The organism is Fuscovulum ytuae (assembly GCF_029953595.1).
In the GTDB taxonomy this organism is placed as follows: domain Bacteria; phylum Pseudomonadota; class Alphaproteobacteria; order Rhodobacterales; family Rhodobacteraceae; genus Paragemmobacter; species Paragemmobacter ytuae.
Genome location: NZ_CP124535.1, coordinates 1412180 through 1431527 on the forward strand (window position 1 = coordinate 1412180; position 19348 = coordinate 1431527).

Annotated in this window: 23 protein-coding genes; 3 read left to right on the forward strand and 20 right to left on the reverse strand. The window is 61.7% G+C overall.

Going from position 1 to position 19348, the window contains the following annotated elements; genetic code table 11:
• Window positions 1-45 precede the first annotated feature (45 nt).
• Window positions 46-519 (forward strand): c-type cytochrome, encoded by a 474-nt coding sequence (locus QF092_RS06775; RefSeq protein WP_281468819.1) that lies wholly within the window; start codon window positions 46-48, stop codon window positions 517-519.
• Between the two features lie 304 nt (window positions 520-823).
• Here QF092_RS06775 and urtE read toward each other — a convergent pair whose 3' ends face one another.
• The 8 genes from urtE to QF092_RS06815 all read right to left on the reverse strand — a co-directional run bounded on the left by urtE (window position 824) and on the right by QF092_RS06815 (window position 9117).
• Window positions 824-1519, reverse strand: a complete 696-nt coding sequence (gene urtE, locus QF092_RS06780) for an urea ABC transporter ATP-binding subunit UrtE (RefSeq protein ID WP_281468821.1) — start codon at window positions 1517-1519, stop codon at window positions 824-826.
• The gene (gene urtD, locus QF092_RS06785) at window positions 1519-2262 is read right to left on the reverse strand and encodes an urea ABC transporter ATP-binding protein UrtD (protein ID WP_281468823.1); all 744 of its coding nucleotides are present in this window, start codon (window positions 2260-2262) and stop codon (window positions 1519-1521) included. Before urtD ends, urtE begins: the two co-directional genes overlap by 1 nt.
• The gene (urtC, locus tag QF092_RS06790) at window positions 2259-3509 is read right to left on the reverse strand and encodes an urea ABC transporter permease subunit UrtC (protein ID WP_281468825.1); all 1251 of its coding nucleotides are present in this window, start codon (window positions 3507-3509) and stop codon (window positions 2259-2261) included. The genes urtD and urtC overlap by 4 nt, the downstream gene beginning before the upstream one ends.
• A 95-nt stretch (window positions 3510-3604) precedes the next feature.
• Window positions 3605-5554, reverse strand: coding sequence for an urea ABC transporter permease subunit UrtB (gene urtB, locus QF092_RS06795; protein WP_281468827.1), 1950 nt, complete (start codon window positions 5552-5554; stop codon window positions 3605-3607).
• Window positions 5555-5617: 63 nt separating this feature from the next.
• Window positions 5618-6898 carry an urea ABC transporter substrate-binding protein gene (gene urtA / locus QF092_RS06800; RefSeq protein WP_281468829.1) on the reverse strand — a complete coding sequence of 427 codons (1281 nt, stop codon included), beginning with the start codon at window positions 6896-6898 and terminating at the stop codon, window positions 5618-5620.
• A 403-nt stretch (window positions 6899-7301) separates the two neighbouring features.
• Complete coding sequence (gene ureG / locus QF092_RS06805) at window positions 7302-7922, reverse strand: urease accessory protein UreG (protein ID WP_281468831.1); 621 nt, start codon at window positions 7920-7922, stop codon at window positions 7302-7304.
• Window positions 7919-8554: an urease accessory protein UreF gene (locus tag QF092_RS06810; protein WP_281468833.1), complete on the reverse strand. Its 636-nt coding sequence runs from the start codon at window positions 8552-8554 to the stop codon at window positions 7919-7921. The genes ureG and QF092_RS06810 overlap by 4 nt, the downstream gene beginning before the upstream one ends.
• Window positions 8551-9117 carry an urease accessory protein UreE gene (locus QF092_RS06815; RefSeq protein ID WP_420026506.1) on the reverse strand — a complete coding sequence of 189 codons (567 nt, stop codon included), beginning with the start codon at window positions 9115-9117 and terminating at the stop codon, window positions 8551-8553. The genes QF092_RS06810 and QF092_RS06815 overlap by 4 nt, the downstream gene beginning before the upstream one ends.
• A gap of 128 nt (window positions 9118-9245) precedes the next feature.
• On the opposite strand from QF092_RS06815, the gene QF092_RS06820 reads away from it, so the two are divergent.
• Window positions 9246-9578, forward strand: coding sequence for a hypothetical protein (locus QF092_RS06820; RefSeq protein ID WP_281468835.1), 333 nt, complete (start codon window positions 9246-9248; stop codon window positions 9576-9578).
• 30 nt (window positions 9579-9608) lie between these two features.
• Here QF092_RS06820 and ureC read toward each other — a convergent pair whose 3' ends face one another.
• The 8 genes from ureC to QF092_RS06860 all read right to left on the reverse strand — a co-directional run bounded on the left by ureC (window position 9609) and on the right by QF092_RS06860 (window position 14524).
• Window positions 9609-11351 carry an urease subunit alpha gene (gene ureC / locus QF092_RS06825; protein ID WP_281468837.1) on the reverse strand — a complete coding sequence of 581 codons (1743 nt, stop codon included), beginning with the start codon at window positions 11349-11351 and terminating at the stop codon, window positions 9609-9611.
• 50 nt (window positions 11352-11401) lie between these two features.
• The gene (locus QF092_RS06830) at window positions 11402-11587 is read right to left on the reverse strand and encodes a hypothetical protein (RefSeq protein WP_281468839.1); all 186 of its coding nucleotides are present in this window, start codon (window positions 11585-11587) and stop codon (window positions 11402-11404) included.
• Window positions 11584-11994 carry a carboxymuconolactone decarboxylase family protein gene (locus QF092_RS06835; protein ID WP_281468840.1) on the reverse strand — a complete coding sequence of 137 codons (411 nt, stop codon included), beginning with the start codon at window positions 11992-11994 and terminating at the stop codon, window positions 11584-11586. Before QF092_RS06835 ends, QF092_RS06830 begins: the two co-directional genes overlap by 4 nt.
• Window positions 11994-12809, reverse strand: coding sequence for a cyclase family protein (locus tag QF092_RS06840; RefSeq protein WP_281468842.1), 816 nt, complete (start codon window positions 12807-12809; stop codon window positions 11994-11996). Before QF092_RS06840 ends, QF092_RS06835 begins: the two co-directional genes overlap by 1 nt.
• A 100-nt stretch (window positions 12810-12909) precedes the next feature.
• Window positions 12910-13215, reverse strand: a complete 306-nt coding sequence (locus tag QF092_RS06845; protein ID WP_281468844.1) for an urease subunit beta — start codon at window positions 13213-13215, stop codon at window positions 12910-12912.
• On the reverse strand, window positions 13212-13376 hold the full coding sequence (locus QF092_RS06850; RefSeq protein WP_281468846.1) for a hypothetical protein: 165 nt from the start codon (window positions 13374-13376) through the stop codon (window positions 13212-13214). The genes QF092_RS06845 and QF092_RS06850 overlap by 4 nt, the downstream gene beginning before the upstream one ends.
• Before the next feature lie 9 nt (window positions 13377-13385).
• Window positions 13386-13688, reverse strand: a complete 303-nt coding sequence (locus QF092_RS06855; protein ID WP_281468849.1) for an urease subunit gamma — start codon at window positions 13686-13688, stop codon at window positions 13386-13388.
• Window positions 13685-14524, reverse strand: a complete 840-nt coding sequence (locus tag QF092_RS06860) for an urease accessory protein UreD (RefSeq protein ID WP_281468851.1) — start codon at window positions 14522-14524, stop codon at window positions 13685-13687. Before QF092_RS06860 ends, QF092_RS06855 begins: the two co-directional genes overlap by 4 nt.
• Window positions 14525-14930: 406 nt before the next feature.
• Between QF092_RS06860 and QF092_RS06865 the strand changes: the two genes are divergently transcribed.
• On the forward strand, window positions 14931-15224 hold the full coding sequence (locus QF092_RS06865; protein ID WP_281468853.1) for a hypothetical protein: 294 nt from the start codon (window positions 14931-14933) through the stop codon (window positions 15222-15224).
• Between the two features lie 54 nt (window positions 15225-15278).
• On the opposite strand, the gene QF092_RS06870 is transcribed toward QF092_RS06865, so the two are convergent.
• The 4 genes from QF092_RS06870 to QF092_RS06885 form a co-directional block, all read right to left on the reverse strand.
• Window positions 15279-16730 carry a mannitol dehydrogenase family protein gene (locus QF092_RS06870; RefSeq protein ID WP_281468855.1) on the reverse strand — a complete coding sequence of 484 codons (1452 nt, stop codon included), beginning with the start codon at window positions 16728-16730 and terminating at the stop codon, window positions 15279-15281.
• 87 nt (window positions 16731-16817) lie between these two features.
• Window positions 16818-17579 (reverse strand): L-iditol 2-dehydrogenase, encoded by a 762-nt coding sequence (locus QF092_RS06875; protein ID WP_281468857.1) that lies wholly within the window; start codon window positions 17577-17579, stop codon window positions 16818-16820.
• A gap of 1 nt (window position 17580) precedes the next feature.
• Window positions 17581-18351 carry an L-iditol 2-dehydrogenase gene (locus QF092_RS06880; RefSeq protein WP_281468859.1) on the reverse strand — a complete coding sequence of 257 codons (771 nt, stop codon included), beginning with the start codon at window positions 18349-18351 and terminating at the stop codon, window positions 17581-17583.
• A complete protein-coding gene (locus QF092_RS06885) occupies window positions 18348-19346 on the reverse strand; it encodes an ABC transporter ATP-binding protein (protein ID WP_281468860.1) in 999 nt (332 codons plus the stop codon). The genes QF092_RS06880 and QF092_RS06885 overlap by 4 nt, the downstream gene beginning before the upstream one ends.
• Window positions 19347-19348: the final 2 nt, after the last annotated feature.

Here is a 19348-nt window from a genome sequence, read left to right on the forward strand (position 1 = left end):
CGACCGAACCATCTTAGGATGCGCCAAGAAACCGGGAGGATCCCCATGAAGACCAAACTGACTGCCCTTGCCGTGCTCTCCACTGTCCTCGCAGCGCCTGCCTTCGCGGCCGGCGATGCCGAAGCGGGCGCCAAGGTATTCAACAAGTGCCAGACCTGCCACGTCGTCGCCAATGAGGCCGGCGAAGTGCTGGCTGGCCGCAATGCCAAGACCGGGCCGAACCTCTATGGCGTTATCGGTCGTGCAGCAGGGACCTACCCCGAGTTCAAATATGGTGAATCGATCGTCGCACTTGGCGCTGGCGGCTTCACCTGGACCGAGGCCGACCTTGCGGTCTACCTTGCCGACCCGGCCAAGTTCCTGAAGGAAAAGCTGGGTGACGACAAAGCGAAGTCGAAGATGTCCTTCAAGCTCAACAACGAAACCGAAGCGGCCAATGTGGCGGCTTTCCTCGCCTCTTTCTCGGCCGCTCCGGCTGAAGGCGAGGCAGCGCCTGCCGAAGGCGAAGCGACCAACTGATCCCGGCTTCCGGGTAAGGAAAGGCCCGTCTGCCACCCGGCAGACGGGCCTTTTCCTTTGTGGCCTCCCAGTCCTGCCGGGCTTCGAAAGCGTTTTTGCCCCGTTACCCCACCGCGCGCTCTGTGCCCACAGTTTGCTGCACAAATCCCTGCACAAAACAGGGCACAACCGATGCAGGGGCAGAACCGCCCCTCCACCGCGCCAAGTTTTTCCAAAGCGTCATTCCACCGCGCGCTCTGTGCCCACAGTTTGCTGCACAAAATCCTGCACAAAACAGGGCACAACCGATGCAGGGGCAAGGCAACTAGACAGACACCGTCGCCCGCAGCGTGTCCTGCGACAGTTCGGCCTTCGTCCCCTGCAAGGCCACCGCCCCCCGTTTCAGGACATAAAACCGATCCGCCAGCCCATAGGCGAAGTCAAAATACTGTTCCACCAATATGATAGCCATGTCGCCCTTCTCCCGCAGATAGGCAATCACCCGCCCGATCTGCTGGATGATATTGGGCTGGATGCCCTCGGTCGGCTCATCCAAAAGCAACACGCGGGGACGCATGATCATCGCCCGCGCAATCGCCAGTTGCTGCTGCTGCCCGCCCGAAAGATCCCCCCCCCGGCGATGGCCCATATCCTTAAGCACATGGAAAAGCTCATAAATTTCGTCTGGAATCCGATGCTCCGCCTTGGGCAGCAGCGCGAATGCCGTCTCCATATTCTCCTTCACCGTCAACAGGGGAAAGATCATCCGCCCCTGCGGCACCACCGCCAACCCCCGCTTCGCCATCCCCTGCGGCGGCAGTTTCGGAACCTCTTCCCCGCCCAGAAACACCCGCCCGCCGGACCGTGGGTGTGTTCCCGCCAAGGCCTTGAGAAGTGAGGTTTTTCCCACCCCATTCGTCCCCATCACACAGGTCACCTCGCCCGCCTTCGCCTCCATGTCGATGCCATAAAGGATCTGCGACCCGCCGTAATGCAGTGTCAGCCCTTCGGTCCTGATCATCAGCCGCGCCCCAGATAGACTTCGATAACCTGTTGATTTTTCGTGACATGTTCCAGCGACCCCTCGGCCAGAACCGCCCCTTCATGCAGCACCGTCACCTTGCAATTCAGCCGCCGCACAAACTCCATATCATGCTCCACCACCACCACCGCCCGGGTCTTTGCCATCTCCACCAGCAGCGCGGTCGTATGCTCCCGCTCCGCCAGCGTCATGCCCGCGGCGGGTTCGTCCACAAGCAAAAGCCGCGGCCCCTGCGCCAACAGCATACCGATCTCTAGCCACTGCTTCTGCCCATGGCTCAACTCGCCCGCCTTTCGCGGCAAATGTTCTGCCAAACCAACCTCTTGCGCCAATTCTTCTACCTTGGCACGGTCATTCGGCCCCTCGTTCCAGAACAACACGCGCCACGGCGCGCGATGCGCCTTCAGCGCCATGGTCAGGTTTTCGGCGACCGTCTGATCTTCAAACACCGTCGGTCGCTGGAATTTACGCCCTACCCCGACCCGCGCAATCTCGGCCTCGGACAAGGATAGCAAGGAAATCGAACGTTCCCCGAAGGTTACCGTCCCAGCATCGGGCCGCGTCTTTCCCGTGACGATGTCCATAAACGTGGTCTTGCCCGCCCCGTTCGGCCCGATGATGGCCCGCAATTCCTGCGCGCCAATGGAAAAGGACAGGTTGTTGATGGCGCGGAACCCATCAAAGGTGACAGACACGCCCGATACTTCCAGAAGCGCAGTCATTTCAACGCCTCCTTCTCTTGCAAAGCCCCGTCATCCGGCCCCAAGGCGGCCCCCTTGCGATCTGGGCTCTTGCGCCCCTGCCACAGGTCGAACAGCCCACCAATCCCCTTCGGCGCGAACAGCGTTACAGCGACAAAAGACAACCCCAGCAGAACCAGCCACCAATCCACCCAGTTGATCGTGTAGAAGCCCAAGGGGATCGAAGGCGCCCGCCCCCCAGTGAACCAAGATGACAGCAGCGAAACGAAGGCAGCCCCGATCACCGCCCCGTAAAGCCGCCCACGCCCACCAATCGCCACCCAGACCGCCAGATAAATCGACGCGATGGGGGCCAGCTCCGCCGGGTTGATGATCCCGGCCTGCGGATAATAAAGCGCCCCAGCAATCGCCGCGATCACCGCCGTGAGGGTAAAGACGAAAAGCTTATATCCTTCAACGGAATAGCCAAGGAAGCGCACCCGTTGTTCGTCATCGCGGATGGCCCGGATCACCGATCCGAACTTGCCCGAAACGACCCAGGCCAGCAGCACATAGCCCGCCCCCAAGGCAAAAGCCGAGGCCCAGAAGAACCAGACCGACAGGTCATCCTGCGATACATCCGAAAGACCTGGCAGGTTCTGCAACCCCGACAGCCCGTTATTGCCGCGCAATCCGCTGTCATTTTGAAAGAGATACAGAGCAAGGGCCAGCGTCATCGCCTGTGTCAGAATCGACAGATAGACCCCCGTCACCCTGCTACGAAAGGCCAACCAGCCAAAGATCAGGGCCAACACTCCCGGCACCGCCACAACAAGAAAGAGCTGCGCCCAGAAACTATGGGCAAAGGCCCAGATCGGCGGGAATTCCGACGCGCCGACCACTCCGAAGATCTGTACAGCGATACCCTGCCGGATCTCTTCCGCCGTAGCGGGCAGCCCCCCCTGCGCCAGTGCCGCGACCACGATCTCCTCGGTCCGCGCATACATCAGCCACATGCCAAGCATGTAGCCGCCAATGGCGAAAAAGGCCATGTGACCAAGGGAAAGGATGCCCGCATAGCCCCAGATTAAGTCCATCGCCAAAGCGACGAGGCAAAGGCAAAGCGTCTTGCCCAGCGTCTTGATGAAGGAGGTGGAAAGGAAGGCCACCCCATAGGCCTCGGACAGGACCGTTACGCCCAGCGTGAAGATCGCAAGGATCAGGATGAACCACAGGACCGAGGGGTTCTTGGCCAAAAAGGACCGCTCTACAAAGGTTTGGCGCGTCATGTCAGCCTCGCGCTGGTATCGCTGCCAGGACCGAGGGTGTCACCCCTAGGACCAAAGCTGGATATTTGAAGACAGAAAATAGCAGTCCCACTGGCTCAATCCCCCGCCGCGCGGCCCTTGAGGGCGATGATCCCCCGCGGACGGAATTGGATGAAAAGGATGATAAACAGGATCATATATGTCTGCGCCGCCAATGTGTTGGACGGGTTCAACCATTCGATCCCCTTTTGCAAAGCCCCGATCAGTGCAGCCCCGGCAAGCGTGCCCCAGATATTGCCCACGCCCCCCACAACCACGGTCATGAAGCTTTGCACGATGTAATCGGACCCAAGCTCCGAAGTGACCTTGGCGAAAAGGCCGATGGCCACGCCTGCGATTCCCGCGATACCGGACCCGATCCCGAAGGTCAGCATGTTGATCCGGTCAGGGTTGATGCCCATGCTGGCGGCCATAGACGGGTTTTGCGTCACCGCCCGCACCTCTAGCCCCAGTCGCGTGCGCTTCATAAGCCAAAGGAAGAACAGCAGGAACACCATCGCCAGAACGAAGATCGCGATACGGATATAGCTGATCGACACCACGTCGTTGAAGGTCAGCGCGCCGTCCAGCCAACCGGGCGCGGTCAGAGGGCGGGCTTGCGTGCCGAAGATGTTTTTGGCGATCTGCTGCAATGCGATGGAAATGCCGAAGGTCGCTAGCAGCGTCTCAAGCGGTCGCTTGTACAGGTGGCGGATCACCAACCTTTCCATTGCCACGCCCGCCGCAAAGGTCACGGCAAACGCCAATGGCAATGCGATCAGGATGGAAAGGGTATAATTCGTGATGAACAGCTGGACGACATAGCCCGTATAAGCCCCCATCATGATGAATTCGCCATGCGCCATATTGATGACGCGCATCACGCCGAAGGTGATGGCAAGGCCGATGGCCGCAAGGAAATAGATCGAGGCGAGCGAGATCGCATCAAGGGCAAGGTCTGCCGCCTGCATCGCGCCGACCTTGGTGCCGATCTTGTCTAGGGCGGCCTTTGCAGCCGTCGTCACGGCAGGGTCAGGTTCCGCATAGACTTCGGCAAAGCGATGGGCGGCTATTGCAGCTTCCACCTCTGCGTCGGTTGCGGCCGCAGGCACGCTGCCTGCCGCTTCAAGGGCGGTATAGGCGCGGTCGCGGGCCTCTTGGGTGCCCAGGTCAGCCACAGGGATGCCAGCCACTGCCCCATCAACGATGTTGGCCAGAAGTGCCGTCCGCGCCTCTTCCACTGTCAGCCGCGCCGGGGCCATGCCTGCGGCAACCAGCAGGTCGTAGGCTTCAACCTCGGACAGGTCTTTCCCCGGCTCCAGCTCTCGCGCGAGGTTGCTGCCGTCAGACAGATCACCCGTAAAGGCGATGCGCGAAGTGGCAAGCAATGGGTTCAACGCACCACGCAGATCAAGGCCGAGATCGGCGCCAAAGCCTTCAATCGCGGCCACTCGCTCCGCGCTATCAGGGTCGAAGCGCAGGGTCAGCAGGCGCTCCAGCCGCTCTTTCCTTGCCTTCAAGGCCGGGTCCGTCTCGCCCGGAATGGCCGCGCGCAAAGGGTCCAGATGCGACTCCTCCGGGTCGCGCGCGATAGAGGTCAGCGCTTCGGCCCGCTTTGCCGGATCGGGGTCAGACAGGGTGAATTGCACAAGCGCGGTTGCGATCAAACCCCGCACCCCCGCATTAGGGCGCAACTCCACCACGTCGGATTTCGGGGCCGTTCCCGCATCGGCCCCGGTGATATCCCGCAAGAGCCACGTATCGCCGCTGGCCTCGATCAGGAAGAACGTGCCGTCGGACTTGCGTAAGCCCAAGCCCTTTTCGGCCCAAGCGGCCAGCACTGTTGCCGCCACAGGGTCGCCGCTGGCTGCCAAAGCCTCGATCACCGGGGCGATTTTGGCCCGTGTCGGCTTTTCGACCAAATCACTGTTTTCATTCAGGATTTCGGTCGCCGAACTCTGCGCTTGCGCCAACCCCGGAAAGGCCAGCAGCAGCGCCGTGGCTAGGGAAAGAAGGAAATGTCGCATCACACCCTGCGGCAGAAAAAAGGGGGGGCCGGGTCATCCGGCCCCCCGCATGTCGCACTTGGATCAGTAGTTCGACTTGATCTGAACGCAGGTCTTCGTCTGCGTATTGTACATCCCGCAGTCCAGGGTCTGCCAATCCGCCTCAAGCACCGCCGATTCCGGCAGGAAGTCGGTCCAAGCGTCACCCGCAACAGGTTCGGTTTGGCTGATGATGTCAAACTGACCATCCGCCCGAATCTCGCCGATCAGAACCGGCTTGGTCAGGTGGTGGTTCGGCAGCATCTTGGCGATACCACCGGTCAGGTTCGGCACTTCAAGGCCGTACATCGCTTCGCGCACCGCATCCACATCCGTGGTCCCGGCCTTTTCAACAGCCTGTACCCACATGTTGAAGCCGATGACATGGGCTTCCATCGGGTCGTTGGTCACACGATCAGCACCTGCGAAAGCCTTCCACTTTTCGATGAAGGCCGCATTTGCAGGGGTATCTGCGGATTGGAAGTAGTTCCACGCGGCAAGGTGGCCGGCGAGGTTCGAAGTATCCAGACCCGACAGTTCCTCTTCCCCGACCGAGAAGGCCACGACAGGGATTTCATCCGCCGAAACGCCAGCGGCAGCCAGTTCCTTGTAGAAGCCGATATTGGCATCCCCGTTGATGGTGGAGATCACGCCAACCTTCTTGCCATCCGCGCCCAGCGCCACGACATCGGCCACGATCTTGGACCAGTCGGAATGGCCAAAGGGCGTGTAGTTCACGAAGATGTCTTCCTTCGGAATACCCTTGGAGATCAGGTAAGATTCCAGAATGTTGTTCGTGGTGCGCGGATAGACATAGTCCGTGCCCAGCAGGGCGAATTTCTCAACGCCAAGTTCTTCAAGGAAATAGTCGGTGGCCGGGATCGCCTGCTGGTTCGGCGCGGCGCCGGTGTAGAAGACGTTCTTCGAGGATTCTTCGCCCTCATACTGCACCGGATAGAACAGAAGCCCGTTCAGTTCCTCGATCACCGGCAAAACCGACTTGCGGCTGACGGAGGTCCAGCAGCCAAACATCACATCCACATTGGACACGGTCAGCAACTCGCGCGCCTTTTCCGCGAAAAGCGGCCAATCCGAGGCCGGGTCGACAACGACCGCCTCAAGCTGCTTGCCCAAGAGCCCGCCCTTGGCGTTCTGCTCCTCGATCAGCATCAGCATCGTGTCTTTCAGCGTCGTCTCGGAAATCGCCATCGTGCCCGACAGCGAGTGCAGGACGCCGACCTTGATCGTCTCATCTTGTGCCAGCGCGGTGGTTGCAAGGGCCATGCCCATCGCACCGCCCAGCATCATCCCCTTGATCCCGTTCATGGATAATCCTCTCTCGAGGCCACCCGAAGGCACCCTTCCCTTTCTGGGATGGGGTGACTATCTTCGAGAGGCAACTCTGGTTGCACCCCGTGCGGCGGGGGCGGACTTCCACATCATGTCCCCTGCCGCACATCTTTTCTTTCACGGTTGTCGCAGCGACCCCGCAGGTGAAAGAAGACCGCCTTCGCCGCGCTGCGGCAACCATCGCCTTACGAACAGGCAAGGCAGAATTTGAAACCGGGGCTTTCCGCACAAAGCTTGCGCATATCCAGCGGTTGCGCTGCCTTTTTGGGCATTAACTATGGCTCAAAGTAGCGACTCAGGTCAAAGGTGGCCGATAAAGGGCCAGAAATGCAAAAGGCCGACCCGATCCGGGCCGACCCTTGCGCGCCCTGCCTGCAAATCAGGCAGCCAGCACCAACCCACCTTCGCGGCAGAGGAAATCCACCACCTCTGGCACACCTAGGCCCTGCCGCAGACGCGCCATGACATAGGGCCGTTGCCCCCGCGCGCGCTTTGTATCCTCTTCCAGCAAAACCGGGTCGACGCCCACATAGGGCGCAAGGTCTGTCTTGTTCACGACCAGAAGGTCCGACCGCGTGACGCCCGGCCCGCGCTTGCGGGGGATATCCTGCCCCGCCGCCGTGTCGATCACGTAGATGGTTAGGTCCGCCAATTCCGGGCTATAGGTCGCGGCCAAGTTATCCCCGCCGCTTTCGATAAGGATCAAGTCAAGATCCGGAAAAGCCCCACGCAGATCGGCCACCGCAGCAAGGTTGATCGAGGCGTCTTCGCGGATCGCCGTATGGGGGCACCCCCCCGTTTCGACCCCCCGGATGCGTTCCACGGGCAGGACCTGCGCGCGCATCAGATATTCAGCATCCTCGCGCGTGTAGATGTCATTGGTGATCACAGCCATGGAACAGCGATGCGCCAAGGCACGGCACAACTGCTCTGTCAGGGTCGTCTTGCCCACGCCGACCGGCCCACCGATCCCCACGCGCAAGGGTCCGTTCGCTTTCATGTTTTGAAGATCCTCACATCCATGCCTTCATGCCGCATCGCGGCCAGATCGGCGCCCAAGGCCGCGCTCGATATATCATCGACGCTCAAAAGCGCCGCCTCTTCTGCAAGCTGCGCAATAAGAGGATGCAGGCGCGACAGCGCCGCCTGCCCGTCATTCTGACCCAAAGGAACGAAACGAACCGCCGCCGAGACAAGGTTCGAAGCAAAGGCATGCAGGTAAAGCGCGATCACTTCGTGCTTTTGCAGCCCCAGTCCCGCGGCTGCGGCACCAACCGCTACGGGCAGGGGGCGTTCAGGCACGACGGTATGTGTAAGGGCGGCCACAGTATGAGCGAAAGCCGCGCCCTGTTCGGCCACCTCACGCAGCCGTTCCGCCGAAGGTTGAAGGGCGATGCAAAGCGTGGCCAACGCATCCCAATCCGCCCCGTTTTCCAGCGCGGCAGAAAGGAGGATGGCATCCTGCTTGCCCGCCCCGAACCGAAGTACATCCGACAGCCAGCTTTCCAGATCGACGCCAGATCGGATGCCACCGTCGGCGATCACCTGCTCCATCCCGTGCGAATAGGCAAAGGCTCCCGTCGGAAAAGCAGGGGATAGCCATTGCACCAGTGTCATCAGGGCGGCGGTCACTCTTCTGCTGGCTCCGGCTCATCTTCGACACGGCGAAAGGCATGGGTCTGCACATTCAGGGGGCCATGGCCATGCGAGAGAGAAAAGACATGCGGCACATGCCCGTGGCCATGGTCATGGCCCATCGTGCGCCCGTGCCCATAGGCCCCGCCTTCAGGCCGGAAGGGGGCCATCGCATGGGTCACCTGTGCGCCCAACTGCAAAAGCATGGCCTTCAGCACATGGTCGTCGCGGATCACCAGATGGTCAGTCGCGATCTCGCACGGCGTGTGACGGTTACCGATGTGCCAGGCAAGACGGGGAAGATCACCTCGCACTTCCAGCACCGGCTCTGCAGCCGCTTCAATCAGGATCAGCCGCCCATCCAACAATTCAAAGGCATCGCCGGCCTCGGCACTTACCGTTTCCGCAAGGTTCACCAGAACCCCCTGCCCGCCTTCGGTCATCAGCCGCTTGCGCCGCAGGAAACGATCTTCGTAGCCAAGCACCACCTGATCCACCACAGCACGACCGGCCCGTTCCGCCGCCCGCACAAGGGCCATCGCGTTGGGGTAATCTGCCACAGCCGCCTCCTTTTCCACTGCCGTTTCAGTTGCCGTTACCGCGGATGCTAGCACCGCTTGCTGCATGCGTCCTTACGGCTTGTTAATTCATGCCTGCGACGCTTCCGCCACCCAGAATGGAGTCGCCCATGCATCCCATCGCCGCCGCCGACGAACTTGCCGAAATCCGCGCCGAAATCGCCCGCCTGCAATCGCGCGAGGCGGAGTTGCGGGCCAGCCTTCTGGCCGCCCCTGCCGACATGCTGACCGGGCGTTGGCACCGGGCCGAGGTGACAGAGCAGCGGGTCCGCCAATTTGATGCCGCGCTTCTGCCGCGCGAGATAAGGGAAAACCCGGCCTTCTGGCGGGAAAGCTTTCGGATGGTTGTCCGCACCCTGCCCGTGCAAGCACGCGGGCCTCGTCCAGGTTGGCCGATCCGGCGATCCGGACAAGGCGCGGGTGCCGACAGGTCTATGCATTGACGTGCTAGGCCGCACTGAACCGCCCCGCGATCAGAACAGGAAATAGCGCTGTGCCAAGGGCAATTCGCGCGCCGGTTCGCAGGTCAGAAGAACGCCATCAGCCCGCACCTCGTAGGTTTCGGGATGAACCTCGATCGTTGGCGTGGCATCGTTCAGCCGCATGTCGCGCTTGCCGATGCCACGGCAGCCTTCCACCGCCAGCACATCCTTTGCAAGGCCAAGCGCGCCCTTCACATCCGCCTCTAACCCCGCCTTCGAAACAAATGTCACGGCATTCCGTTCCACGCTGCGCCCATAGGCACCGAACATTGGGCGCGTGTGCACCGGCTGCGGTGTGGGGATCGATGCGTTAGGATCACCCATCTGCGCCACCACGATGCAGCCACCGATCAGCACCATTTCCGGCTTTGCGCCAAAGAAGGCAGGCGACCACAGGACGAGGTCGGCACGTTTGCCTTCCTCGACGCTGCCGATATGGGCGGAAAGCCCATGCGCGATCGCCGGGTTGATCGTATATTTCGCGATATAGCGGCGGGCCCGCAGGTTGTCATTCGCACCCTGCTCCCCTTCCAGTCGGCCACGCTGCACCTTCATTTTATGCGCGGTCTGCCATGTGCGGGTGATGACCTCGCCCACCCGCCCCATGGCCTGACTGTCGGATGAGATGACCGAAAAGGCCCCGATGTCGTGCAGAATGTCCTCGGCCGCGATCGTCTCGCGCCGGATGCGGCTTTCGGCGAAAGCCACATCCTCGGGCACCTTCCGATCAAGGTGGTGGCAAACCATGAGCATGTCGAGATGCTCTTCGATCGTGTTCACCGTATAGGGCATGGTGGGATTGGTCGACGATGGCAGCACGTTTTGCGACGACACCACCTTAATAATGTCGGGTGCGTGGCCACCCCCAGCCCCTTCCGTGTGAAACGCATGGATCGTGCGCCCCCGGATTGCGGCAAGCGTGTTTTCGACAAAGCCGCTTTCGTTCAATGTGTCGGTATGGATCATCACCTGCACATCCATCGCATCGGCCACTGTCAGGCAGCAGTCGATTGCGGCGGGGGTCGTGCCCCAATCCTCGTGCAGTTTCAGGCAAGACGCCCCGGCGCGGATCTGTTCTTCCAAAGCGTCCGGCAGCGAAGCATTGCCTTTGCCTGCGAAGGCAAGGTTCATCGGAAAAGCATCAGCGGCCATCAACATGCGCCCGATATGCCATGGCCCCGGCGTGCAGGTCGTGGCGAGTGTGCCATGCGCAGGTCCCGTCCCGCCACCTAGCATGGTGGTGATCCCCGAATGCAGCGCGTCATCGATCTGCTGGGGGCAAATGAAATGGATATGCGCATCCATCCCGCCTGCGGTCAGGATGCGCCCTTCGCCAGCGATGATCTCGGTCCCCGGGCCAACGATCACATCCACCCCCGGTTGGGTATCAGGGTTGCCCGCCTTGCCGATCTTGGCGATACGTCCATCCCGCAGCCCGACATCGGCCTTGTAGATGCCCGTCCAATCAAGGATCAGCGCATTGGTGATGACCGTATCCATCGCCCCACCTGCGCGGGTGATCTGGCTTTGGCCCATCCCGTCACGGATGACCTTGCCGCCACCGAACTTCACCTCTTCCCCATACCGCAGCGCGTTGGCCCCTGACGAAGACCGTTCGGCGATGAGATCCCGCTCCACCTCAACAATAAGGTCGGTATCGCCCAGACGGACCCGATCACCGACGGTGGGACCATACATATCAGCATAGGCTGCGCGCGGGATGGCGAAGGGCATTTCAGGACTCCTAGGTCAAGGAAGAATGGGCTGAGCGATTGGAAGGGCGATCAGGTCTTTGCCCGCCGACGCCCAGCCGGTGCGCAGATATTGCCCGCACCCGGAGCCGCCGCCGCTGCAGCACCCGGCAGCCACCAAAGTGCCATCTGCCAAGCGCCACTGACCATTTTTTGCTGCATATCCAGCATGCCAAAGGCCATCGCCATCTGCATGCGTACCAGATCGACCGGCATCATCCTCTCTCCTCCTCTGCCAAAAAGCGCGAGTCCACAGGCACCTGAAGTGCGGTGGCAAGGGCATTGGTTTGCGATGCCATGGCGATCACCGCCATCAGCTCTCCGTGCTGGGCCGCCGTCATTCCCTTGGCCTTTGCCGCAGCGGTGTGGGAATGGATGCAGTAGCTGCAGCCGTTGGTGACCGAGACGGCGATATAGATCATCTCTTTCACCAGCGGGTCGAGGCTGCCTGGACCCATCACCACCTGCAAACGATCCCACGTCGCCTTCAGAAGGGCCGGGTCCGCCGCCAGCGCGCGCCAGAAATTGTTCACATAATCGGTCTGCCGCTTGGCACGGATATCGTCGAAGACGGCGAGGGCCTCCGCCCCCGCCGCATCGTCCGAAAGGATCGGCGCGACCGCCATCAGACCACTGCCATGACACGGGCCGGTCCGCCTGTGCCGCCCTTATGTTTCGGCGCCCCGACAAAGACCGTGGCACCTGCTGCGGGCAAGCCATCCAACCCAGCAAGGTTTTCGATGCCAAAACGCCCGCCCGGAAGCCAGCTGAAATGCACCGCGAAGTCGGCGGAATTGCCGGGGTCGAGCGAGAGCGTATCCACCCCAATACAGGCCACATCCATACCCGCCAACATATCTGTCGCGGCCTTGGAAAATCCGGGGAAAGCAAATTTGCCTTCCGCGTCATTGCGATAGGAGGGGTCGCCCACTTTCGCCGCCCAGCCCGAATTCATGGCGACACAGGCCCCGGCAGGGATCGCGCCATTGGCGGTCACAAAGGCCTCGATATCTTCGGGTTCGACCATTGCGTTCGGTTCTTCTGCCGCCTTGGCCTTGATATCGATGATGCAGAGTGGGCAAACCAGCCGATCCGGCGGCAGGTCAGCGACCGATGTTCCGTCTTTGGTGAAGTGAAGCGGCGCGTCGATATGCGTTCCGGTATGTTCGAAGATCGTCAGTTTCCACAGCTGGTAACCGGAATCCGCGAATTTCACGGCAGGTTCGTAGAGGATGCCGGGATTGCCGTCGAAGGTGGGGAAAGCGCCGTCATAGGCGTGCGTCAGGTCAACGACCTTGCCCGTTGACTGCGCCAAGGCGGGCCTTGCCGTCGTCAGGCCAGAGGCCATGACAGCCGCCGTCGTCGCCGCCGCCCCGGTAAAAAGCGCGCGGCGCGACAGCATGGATTTCTTCACGGATTCGATCAGACAGGCATCACACATCGGTCAATCCTCTCTCTGCTGCTGGGAACCGGCGAAACGCCTTTGGCGTTCCTCCGGCACTATCAGCGTTCCACCCGCCTTGCCCTTGCGTCAAGCGAAGTCACAACTGCCCCATCACCTTGGCATTGAACCCATAGACCCTGCGCCCACCGGACAGGGGCACAAGTCGCACTTCGCGGCTTTGCCCCGGTTCAAAACGCACCGCTGTTCCGGCGGGAATATCCAGCCGCTTGCCCATCGCCGCGTCACGATCGAAGTCCAGGCCCGCATTGGTTTCGGCAAAGTGGTAGTGGCTGCCCACCTGAACCGGGCGGTCCCCGGTATTGGCCACCATCAGAACGGTCACTTCGGCCCCGTCGTTCAGGATGATCTCGCCCTCGGCTGGAAAAACCTCACCGGGGATCATTTCCGCCCCCGCAGCCAAGCGATGGTCAGACCGCCCGCAAGGCCGACCAAGGCGGCGATTACCCAACCATATTCGATGCCATGCGGATGCGGGTGAAACCCGTCATGGGCCATCGCGGGCAGTGCGGCAAAGGTCAGGATTGGGGCAAGGATACGGGCCATAGGAACCTCTCAGCGGATTGGGTGGTGAACGGTGACAAGCTTCGTGCCGTCGGGGAAAGTCGCCTCCACCTGCACGGAGTGGATCATCTCGGCGATCCCTTCCATGCATTGATCGCGGGTGATGACATGGGCGCCCGCCTCCATCAGATCGGCAACAGTGCGGCCATCGCGGGCCCCTTCGACGACATAGTCTGTAATAAGCGCCACCGCCTCGGGATGGTTAAGCTTGACGCCACGTTCTAATCGGTTGCGGGCCACCATGGCGGCAAGGCTGACAAGCAGCTTGTCCTTTTCGCGGGGGGTAAGGTTCATCGACCATTCTCCTGAAACTGCCAGACGCGCGGCAAGACCGCCCCACGCCGCAAGACCGAAAGCGCCCGCGCGATCTGACGGCGCAGCGGCCAGCCATCTGTTGCCATCACCCGAAGGACAAGGCGTCCATCAAAAGCCGAGGCGGCGGCACTGACACCCGGTTCAGAAAGCACCTGTCGCAGAGGAGCAAGGGCATCGGCCACGCCGGGCGCGATCATCACGAGGCTGGCAAAGCAGCGCGCGCCGCCCAGAACGGCCTGCCCGGCATCTAGGGCCGCGTGGTTTAGTGCAAGGGGTTCAAGATGCAGGATCTTGCCTGCACGGCGAAACTCGCGGCGGTCGCGAAACGCAATGCTGCGGACGGTTTCGCCCATCGCATGTCGACCAAGAACCACCGCCTCAAGCGCAAGGCAGCCTGCGTCTGGCCCCAGACTGATCTGCGTTCGACGATCGAGAGAAGAGGCATCGAATAGGATCGTTTCCTGAGGCAGCCAGTCGATCCAGCCGCCTGCGCCCACCTCGATGCCCACATCGACGCGTGCCGCCCCCGAAACCGAGCGATAGGCGCGTTCGGCGGTCTGGGTTGTTGCAACTGCCTGCACCCCCTCTTCCAGCGCGACCGCATAGGACAGCCGATCTCCACCGGTAAGCCCGCCGGATGTGTTCAGAAAGACCACCTCGGGCACAGCCGAGACACGGGGCAGGATCGCCTTGGCCGACCCCTGCTGACGCAAGCCGACCAGCTGTATTCGCGATCCGTCGCGACGCAGGCGCACCGATGCCTCGCCAGAACTGCGCTGCATAGGGGAAGACGGTATGGCGGAAATCAGAGTCATGCGCCGTTTGCTGGTTGCTGAACCCCATCCAAGGCCCGCCCCGCATCGCGTTCAACGCGCTCGCAATCGAAGACAGGGAAAGGAACGGGACCACGCCGCATGCTGCCGCTTTTCTGTTCAAAACGCCCATTTCATAGGCGCTGCGCAAACCTATCCGCCTGACAGTGCCATCCCAGATGCCTTTTCCACAGGCGCGACGGCACAAAGCATTGGGTTGCCCGACGATTTGGCAATAAATGCTAACCGGGAGTAGAAATCGCCTTATTTTTGTGGATAACTGCCGTTCACGGGTGGATAACCGGGTCGCATACTCATTCGGTTTATCGCCGTTGTTTTCCATCCCTGTACTTTAAGCTGCAGCTTTAATGTCTGTATGCAGCACAGGGACAATTCGAGAATGAACCGCATGAGCATGAGGGAATTTCCGAAGACCGCTATGAACCGGAAGGCCAGCGACGTCTATGAGGCGGCGACGGTTGGGCCTGTGAGTCTGTCGGAACACGGCACGTCGCGCTTTGTCATCATGTCGCGACGTTACTATGACGAACATTTCGGCAGGGGGGATCCGCCTCTCCCGACAGAGATAACCAAGCACGGCATCGATCAGGTCAAGATCGAAAATGTCGATCTTTCCGACGAAGAGGCGCAGCCCCTTGTCGAAGAGCTGGAACGCCTCATCGGCGCGCGGGAATGGGGTTAGGTTATTTGACCTAAGGGCGATGCAGGCCCGGAAGTGTTCCGGGCCTTTTCTGCGTCATCCGGCAAGGTAATCCGCAAGCACGGCACGCACACCACGCGCCCCAAGATCGTTGAGGTAGCCTGCAAAAGCCTCTTGCAGATGCGGGTCCCGTCCGACATCGCCGTAGATATCTTCCATCCCAAGCCATGCCATCGGATCCGCCGAGGCTGCGCGGGCAGCCCTTTGCAGCCTGTCCCAGTTGGGATCATTCGGCTCGATAACCGCGCCACCATCCGTCATGCCCATGCAATAGCGGCACCAAAGCGCGGATTCGAGGATAAGCCCGCGTGGCAGATGCCCCCGTGCCAGATTGTCGGCGATGGAGGGGATGATGAATTTTGGTTGTCGGTTCGATCCATCAAGGCAAAGGCGGCGTTCGGTATCGGCCACTTCGGGGTTCGAGAATCGATCACGGATGAGGGTGTAATAGGCGGCTAGGTCCGTGTTTGGCACGGGTGGCACGATTGGGATGATCTCTTCGCGTTCCACCTTGTCGAGGAAACCGGAGATCAGCGGTTCGGCCATGGCCTCATGCACATATTCGATGTCGAGCAACCCGCCCGGATAGGCGATGATCGCGTGACCGCCGTTCAGGATGCGAATCTTCATCGCCTCGAAGGCGTGGACATGGTCGGTAAAGGTGACGCCGACCTGTTCGAGCGGCGGGCGACCGGAAGGGAAGTGATCCTCCAGCACCCATTGGCGGAAGGGTTCGCAGGTGACAGGGACGGGATCGTCGCCCAGCCCAAAGGCCGCCGCCATGGCGCGTTCGCGCGGGCCAGTGGCGGGGGTAATGCGGTCCACCATGCCGTTGGGGAAGGCGACATGGGTTTCCACCCAGTCAGCGAGCGCGGGATCGGACAGGCGGGCAACACCAGCCACAGCGGCGCGGGTCACGTGGCCATTGCCGGGAAGGTTGTCGCAGGACATGACGGTGAAGGGGGCCACACCAGCCGCACGGCGGGCCTGGAGCGCGGCGAGGATCGCGCCGAAGGCGGTGGCGGGGCGGTCAAGCTGTGCCGCGTCGGCGCGGATGTCGGGATGGGTTGGATCAAAGCGGCCTGTGGCCGGATCGACGTAATAGCCGCCCTCCGTGACAGTCAGAGAAACGATGCGAATCTCGGGCCGCGTCATGGCGGCGATGAGGGCGGCGTTGTCAGGCTGCACCTCGATGAAATCCACCATGGCGCCGATGCGGCGGGCGGTTTTTCCGGCAGGGTCCAGTTCGATGACGGTGGAGAGGCAATCCTGCGCCCGAAGCGCGTCGCGCATCCGAGAATCAGGGGCGCGCACCCCCGCGCCGAGGATCGCCCAATCCATCGCAAGGCCCTTGGCGAAGAGGTCGTCCAGATAGACGGCCATATGCGCGCGGTGGAAATTGCCAAGGCCGATATGAACGATGCCAGGGGTCAGACGGCTGCGGTCATAGGCGGGGTGCGCGACGGGAAGGGGGTCATGCGTGGTCATGGGAAACCTCGGTCGGTATGGCCCGCGATGGGCAGCGCAGGCCGTGACCTGCAAGGGGAAGATCGGGGGTCGGGTGCGTGACGTTCATCATGACATCCAGTTCCCCCCATCGACGCCGTAGCATTGCGCCACGACGTAATCGGCCTCGGGCGAGGCAAGAAAGACAGCCATTCCCGCCACCTCGTCCGGTGTCCCAAAGCGACCGAAGGGGACGGCTTGGCCCACGATGCGCTTCTTTTCGCCAATGGGCAGGCCCTCGGCCTTGGCGAACAGGGCATCCACATGATCCCACATGTCGCTTTCGATGACGCCGGGGGCGATGGCGTTGACGTTGATCCCGTGACGGATGAGGTTCAGCCCCGCCGATTGGGTGAGCGAGATGACGGCGGCCTTCGTGGCGCAATAGATCGCACCCAACGGTTCGCCCCGGCGTCCGGCTTGCGAGGCCATGTTGATGATCTTGCCACCCTGTCCTCGCGCGATCATATGCCGTGCGACGGCCTGCAGGGTGAACAGCGTTCCGGCCACGTTGACGGCAAAAAGGCGGTCGTAACTGTCGCGGGTGATATCGGCGATGGGGGCAAGGTCGTAGACCCCGGCATTGTTCACGAGGATGTCGATATGGCCCATCTCGGCGATTGTCTGGGCGACGCCTGCCTCGATGCTGTCTTGCCGGGTGACATCCATGACAATGGCCTTCGCCCCCATGCCGGCGGCGGCGGCATAGACGCTGTCGGTCAGGTCGGCCACCGTCACCATCGCCCCTTCGCGCAGGAAGGCGCGGGCGAAGGCGGCACCGATGCCGCGCGCGCCGCCTGTGATCAATGCCGTTTTGCCCTGAAGCCGCATGTCAGGCCATCCAGTTCCCGCCATCGACGCCAAAGCATTGCGCGACGATGTATTTCGCCTCGGGCGTGGCGAGGAAGATCGCCATCCCGGTCAGATCGGTGGCAGTGCCCATGCGGCCGAAGGGAACAGCGGCACCCACTTCGCGCTTTTTCTGACCCGGCGCTTTGCCTTCGTATTTCGCAAAGAAGGCATCGACCCCGTCCCAATGTTCGCCATCCACCACACCGGGGGCGATGGCATTGACGTTGATGCCATGGGAAATGAGGTTCAGCCCCGCCGACTGAGTAAAGCTGATGACCGCGGCCTTGGTGGCGCAATAGACAGCAACAAGGCTTTCGCCGCGACGGCCCGCCTGCGACGCCATATTGATGATGGTGCCACCCTGCCCCCGGTCGATCATGTGCCGGGCAGCGGCCTGCGTGCAGAAGATGGTGCCCGCCACGTTCACCGCGAAAAGGCGGTCGTAATCGGCGCGCGTGATTTCCGCGATGGGGGCGGCGGAGAAGAGAGCGGCGTTGTTGATCAGGATATCCAGATGGCCAAGCGCCGCGATGGCCGAGGCAAAGCCTGCGTCGATGCTGTCTTGCTGCGTGACATCCATCTGCACCGCACTGGCCTGAGGGCCAAGGGATTGCGCTGCCTTTTCAACGGCTTCGGCATTGATATCGGCCAGCGCCACGCGCGCGCCTTCGGCGATATAGGCGCGGGCAAATTCCAGACCGATGCCGCGTGCGGCCCCAGTGATGAGCGCGGTCTTGCCTTGCAACCTCATGCCATGGCCTTTCCGGCTGCGTCAAAGCGGTGGATCTTGCTGTCCTGCGGGGTAAGAGCGATCCGGTCGCCATGGCGGAGCGCCACCTCGCCGCTGGCGCGGACGGTGATCGTCTCTCCGGTATCGAGCGTGACCTTGAAGAAGGTGTCCGATCCGAGATGTTCGGCCAGGCCCACGATGCCTTTCCACGGGCCCTCTGCGCCAATGTCCAAATGTTCGGGGCGCACGCCGATGGTGGCTGCGCCATGTTTCGCGGCCTCGGCCCCTTCAAGGAAATTCATCTTTGGGCTGCCGATGAAGCCTGCCACGAACAGGTTATGCGGGCGGTGATAGAGTTCGAGGGGCGATCCCACCTGTTCGATCCGCCCCGCGTTCAGGACCACGATCTTGTCGGCCATGGTCATGGCCTCTACCTGATCATGGGTGACGTAGATCATGGTGGTCTTGAGCGACTGGTGCAGTTCGGTGATTTCCTGCCGCATCCCCACCCGCAGCGCGGCGTCGAGGTTCGACAAGGGTTCGTCGAACAGGAAGGCCGCCGGTTCGCGGACGATGGCCCGCCCGATGGCGACACGCTGACGCTGGCCCCCTGAAAGCTGGCCGGGACGGCGGTCGAGATAGGAGGTGAGGTTCAGAACCTTGGCCGCGCGTTCCACGCGGGCGGTCTGCTCGGCTTCGGACATTCCGGCCATTTTCAGCGGGAAGGCTATGTTTTTCCGCACTGTCATATGGGGATAGAGGGCGTAGGATTGGAACACCATGGCAAGGCCCCGCTTGGCGGGTGGCAGGTGGGTGGCCTCCTTGCCATCGATGGCGATGGTGCCCGATGTCGTATCCTCCAGCCCCGCGATCAGGCGCAGGAGCGTGGATTTCCCGCAGCCAGACGGGCCGACAAAGACGACGAATTCGCCATCCTCGATCATCAGGTCGATGCCGGGGATGACATCCACCTCGCCAAAGGATTTGCGGACGGCTGAAAGCTGGATCTGTCCCATTA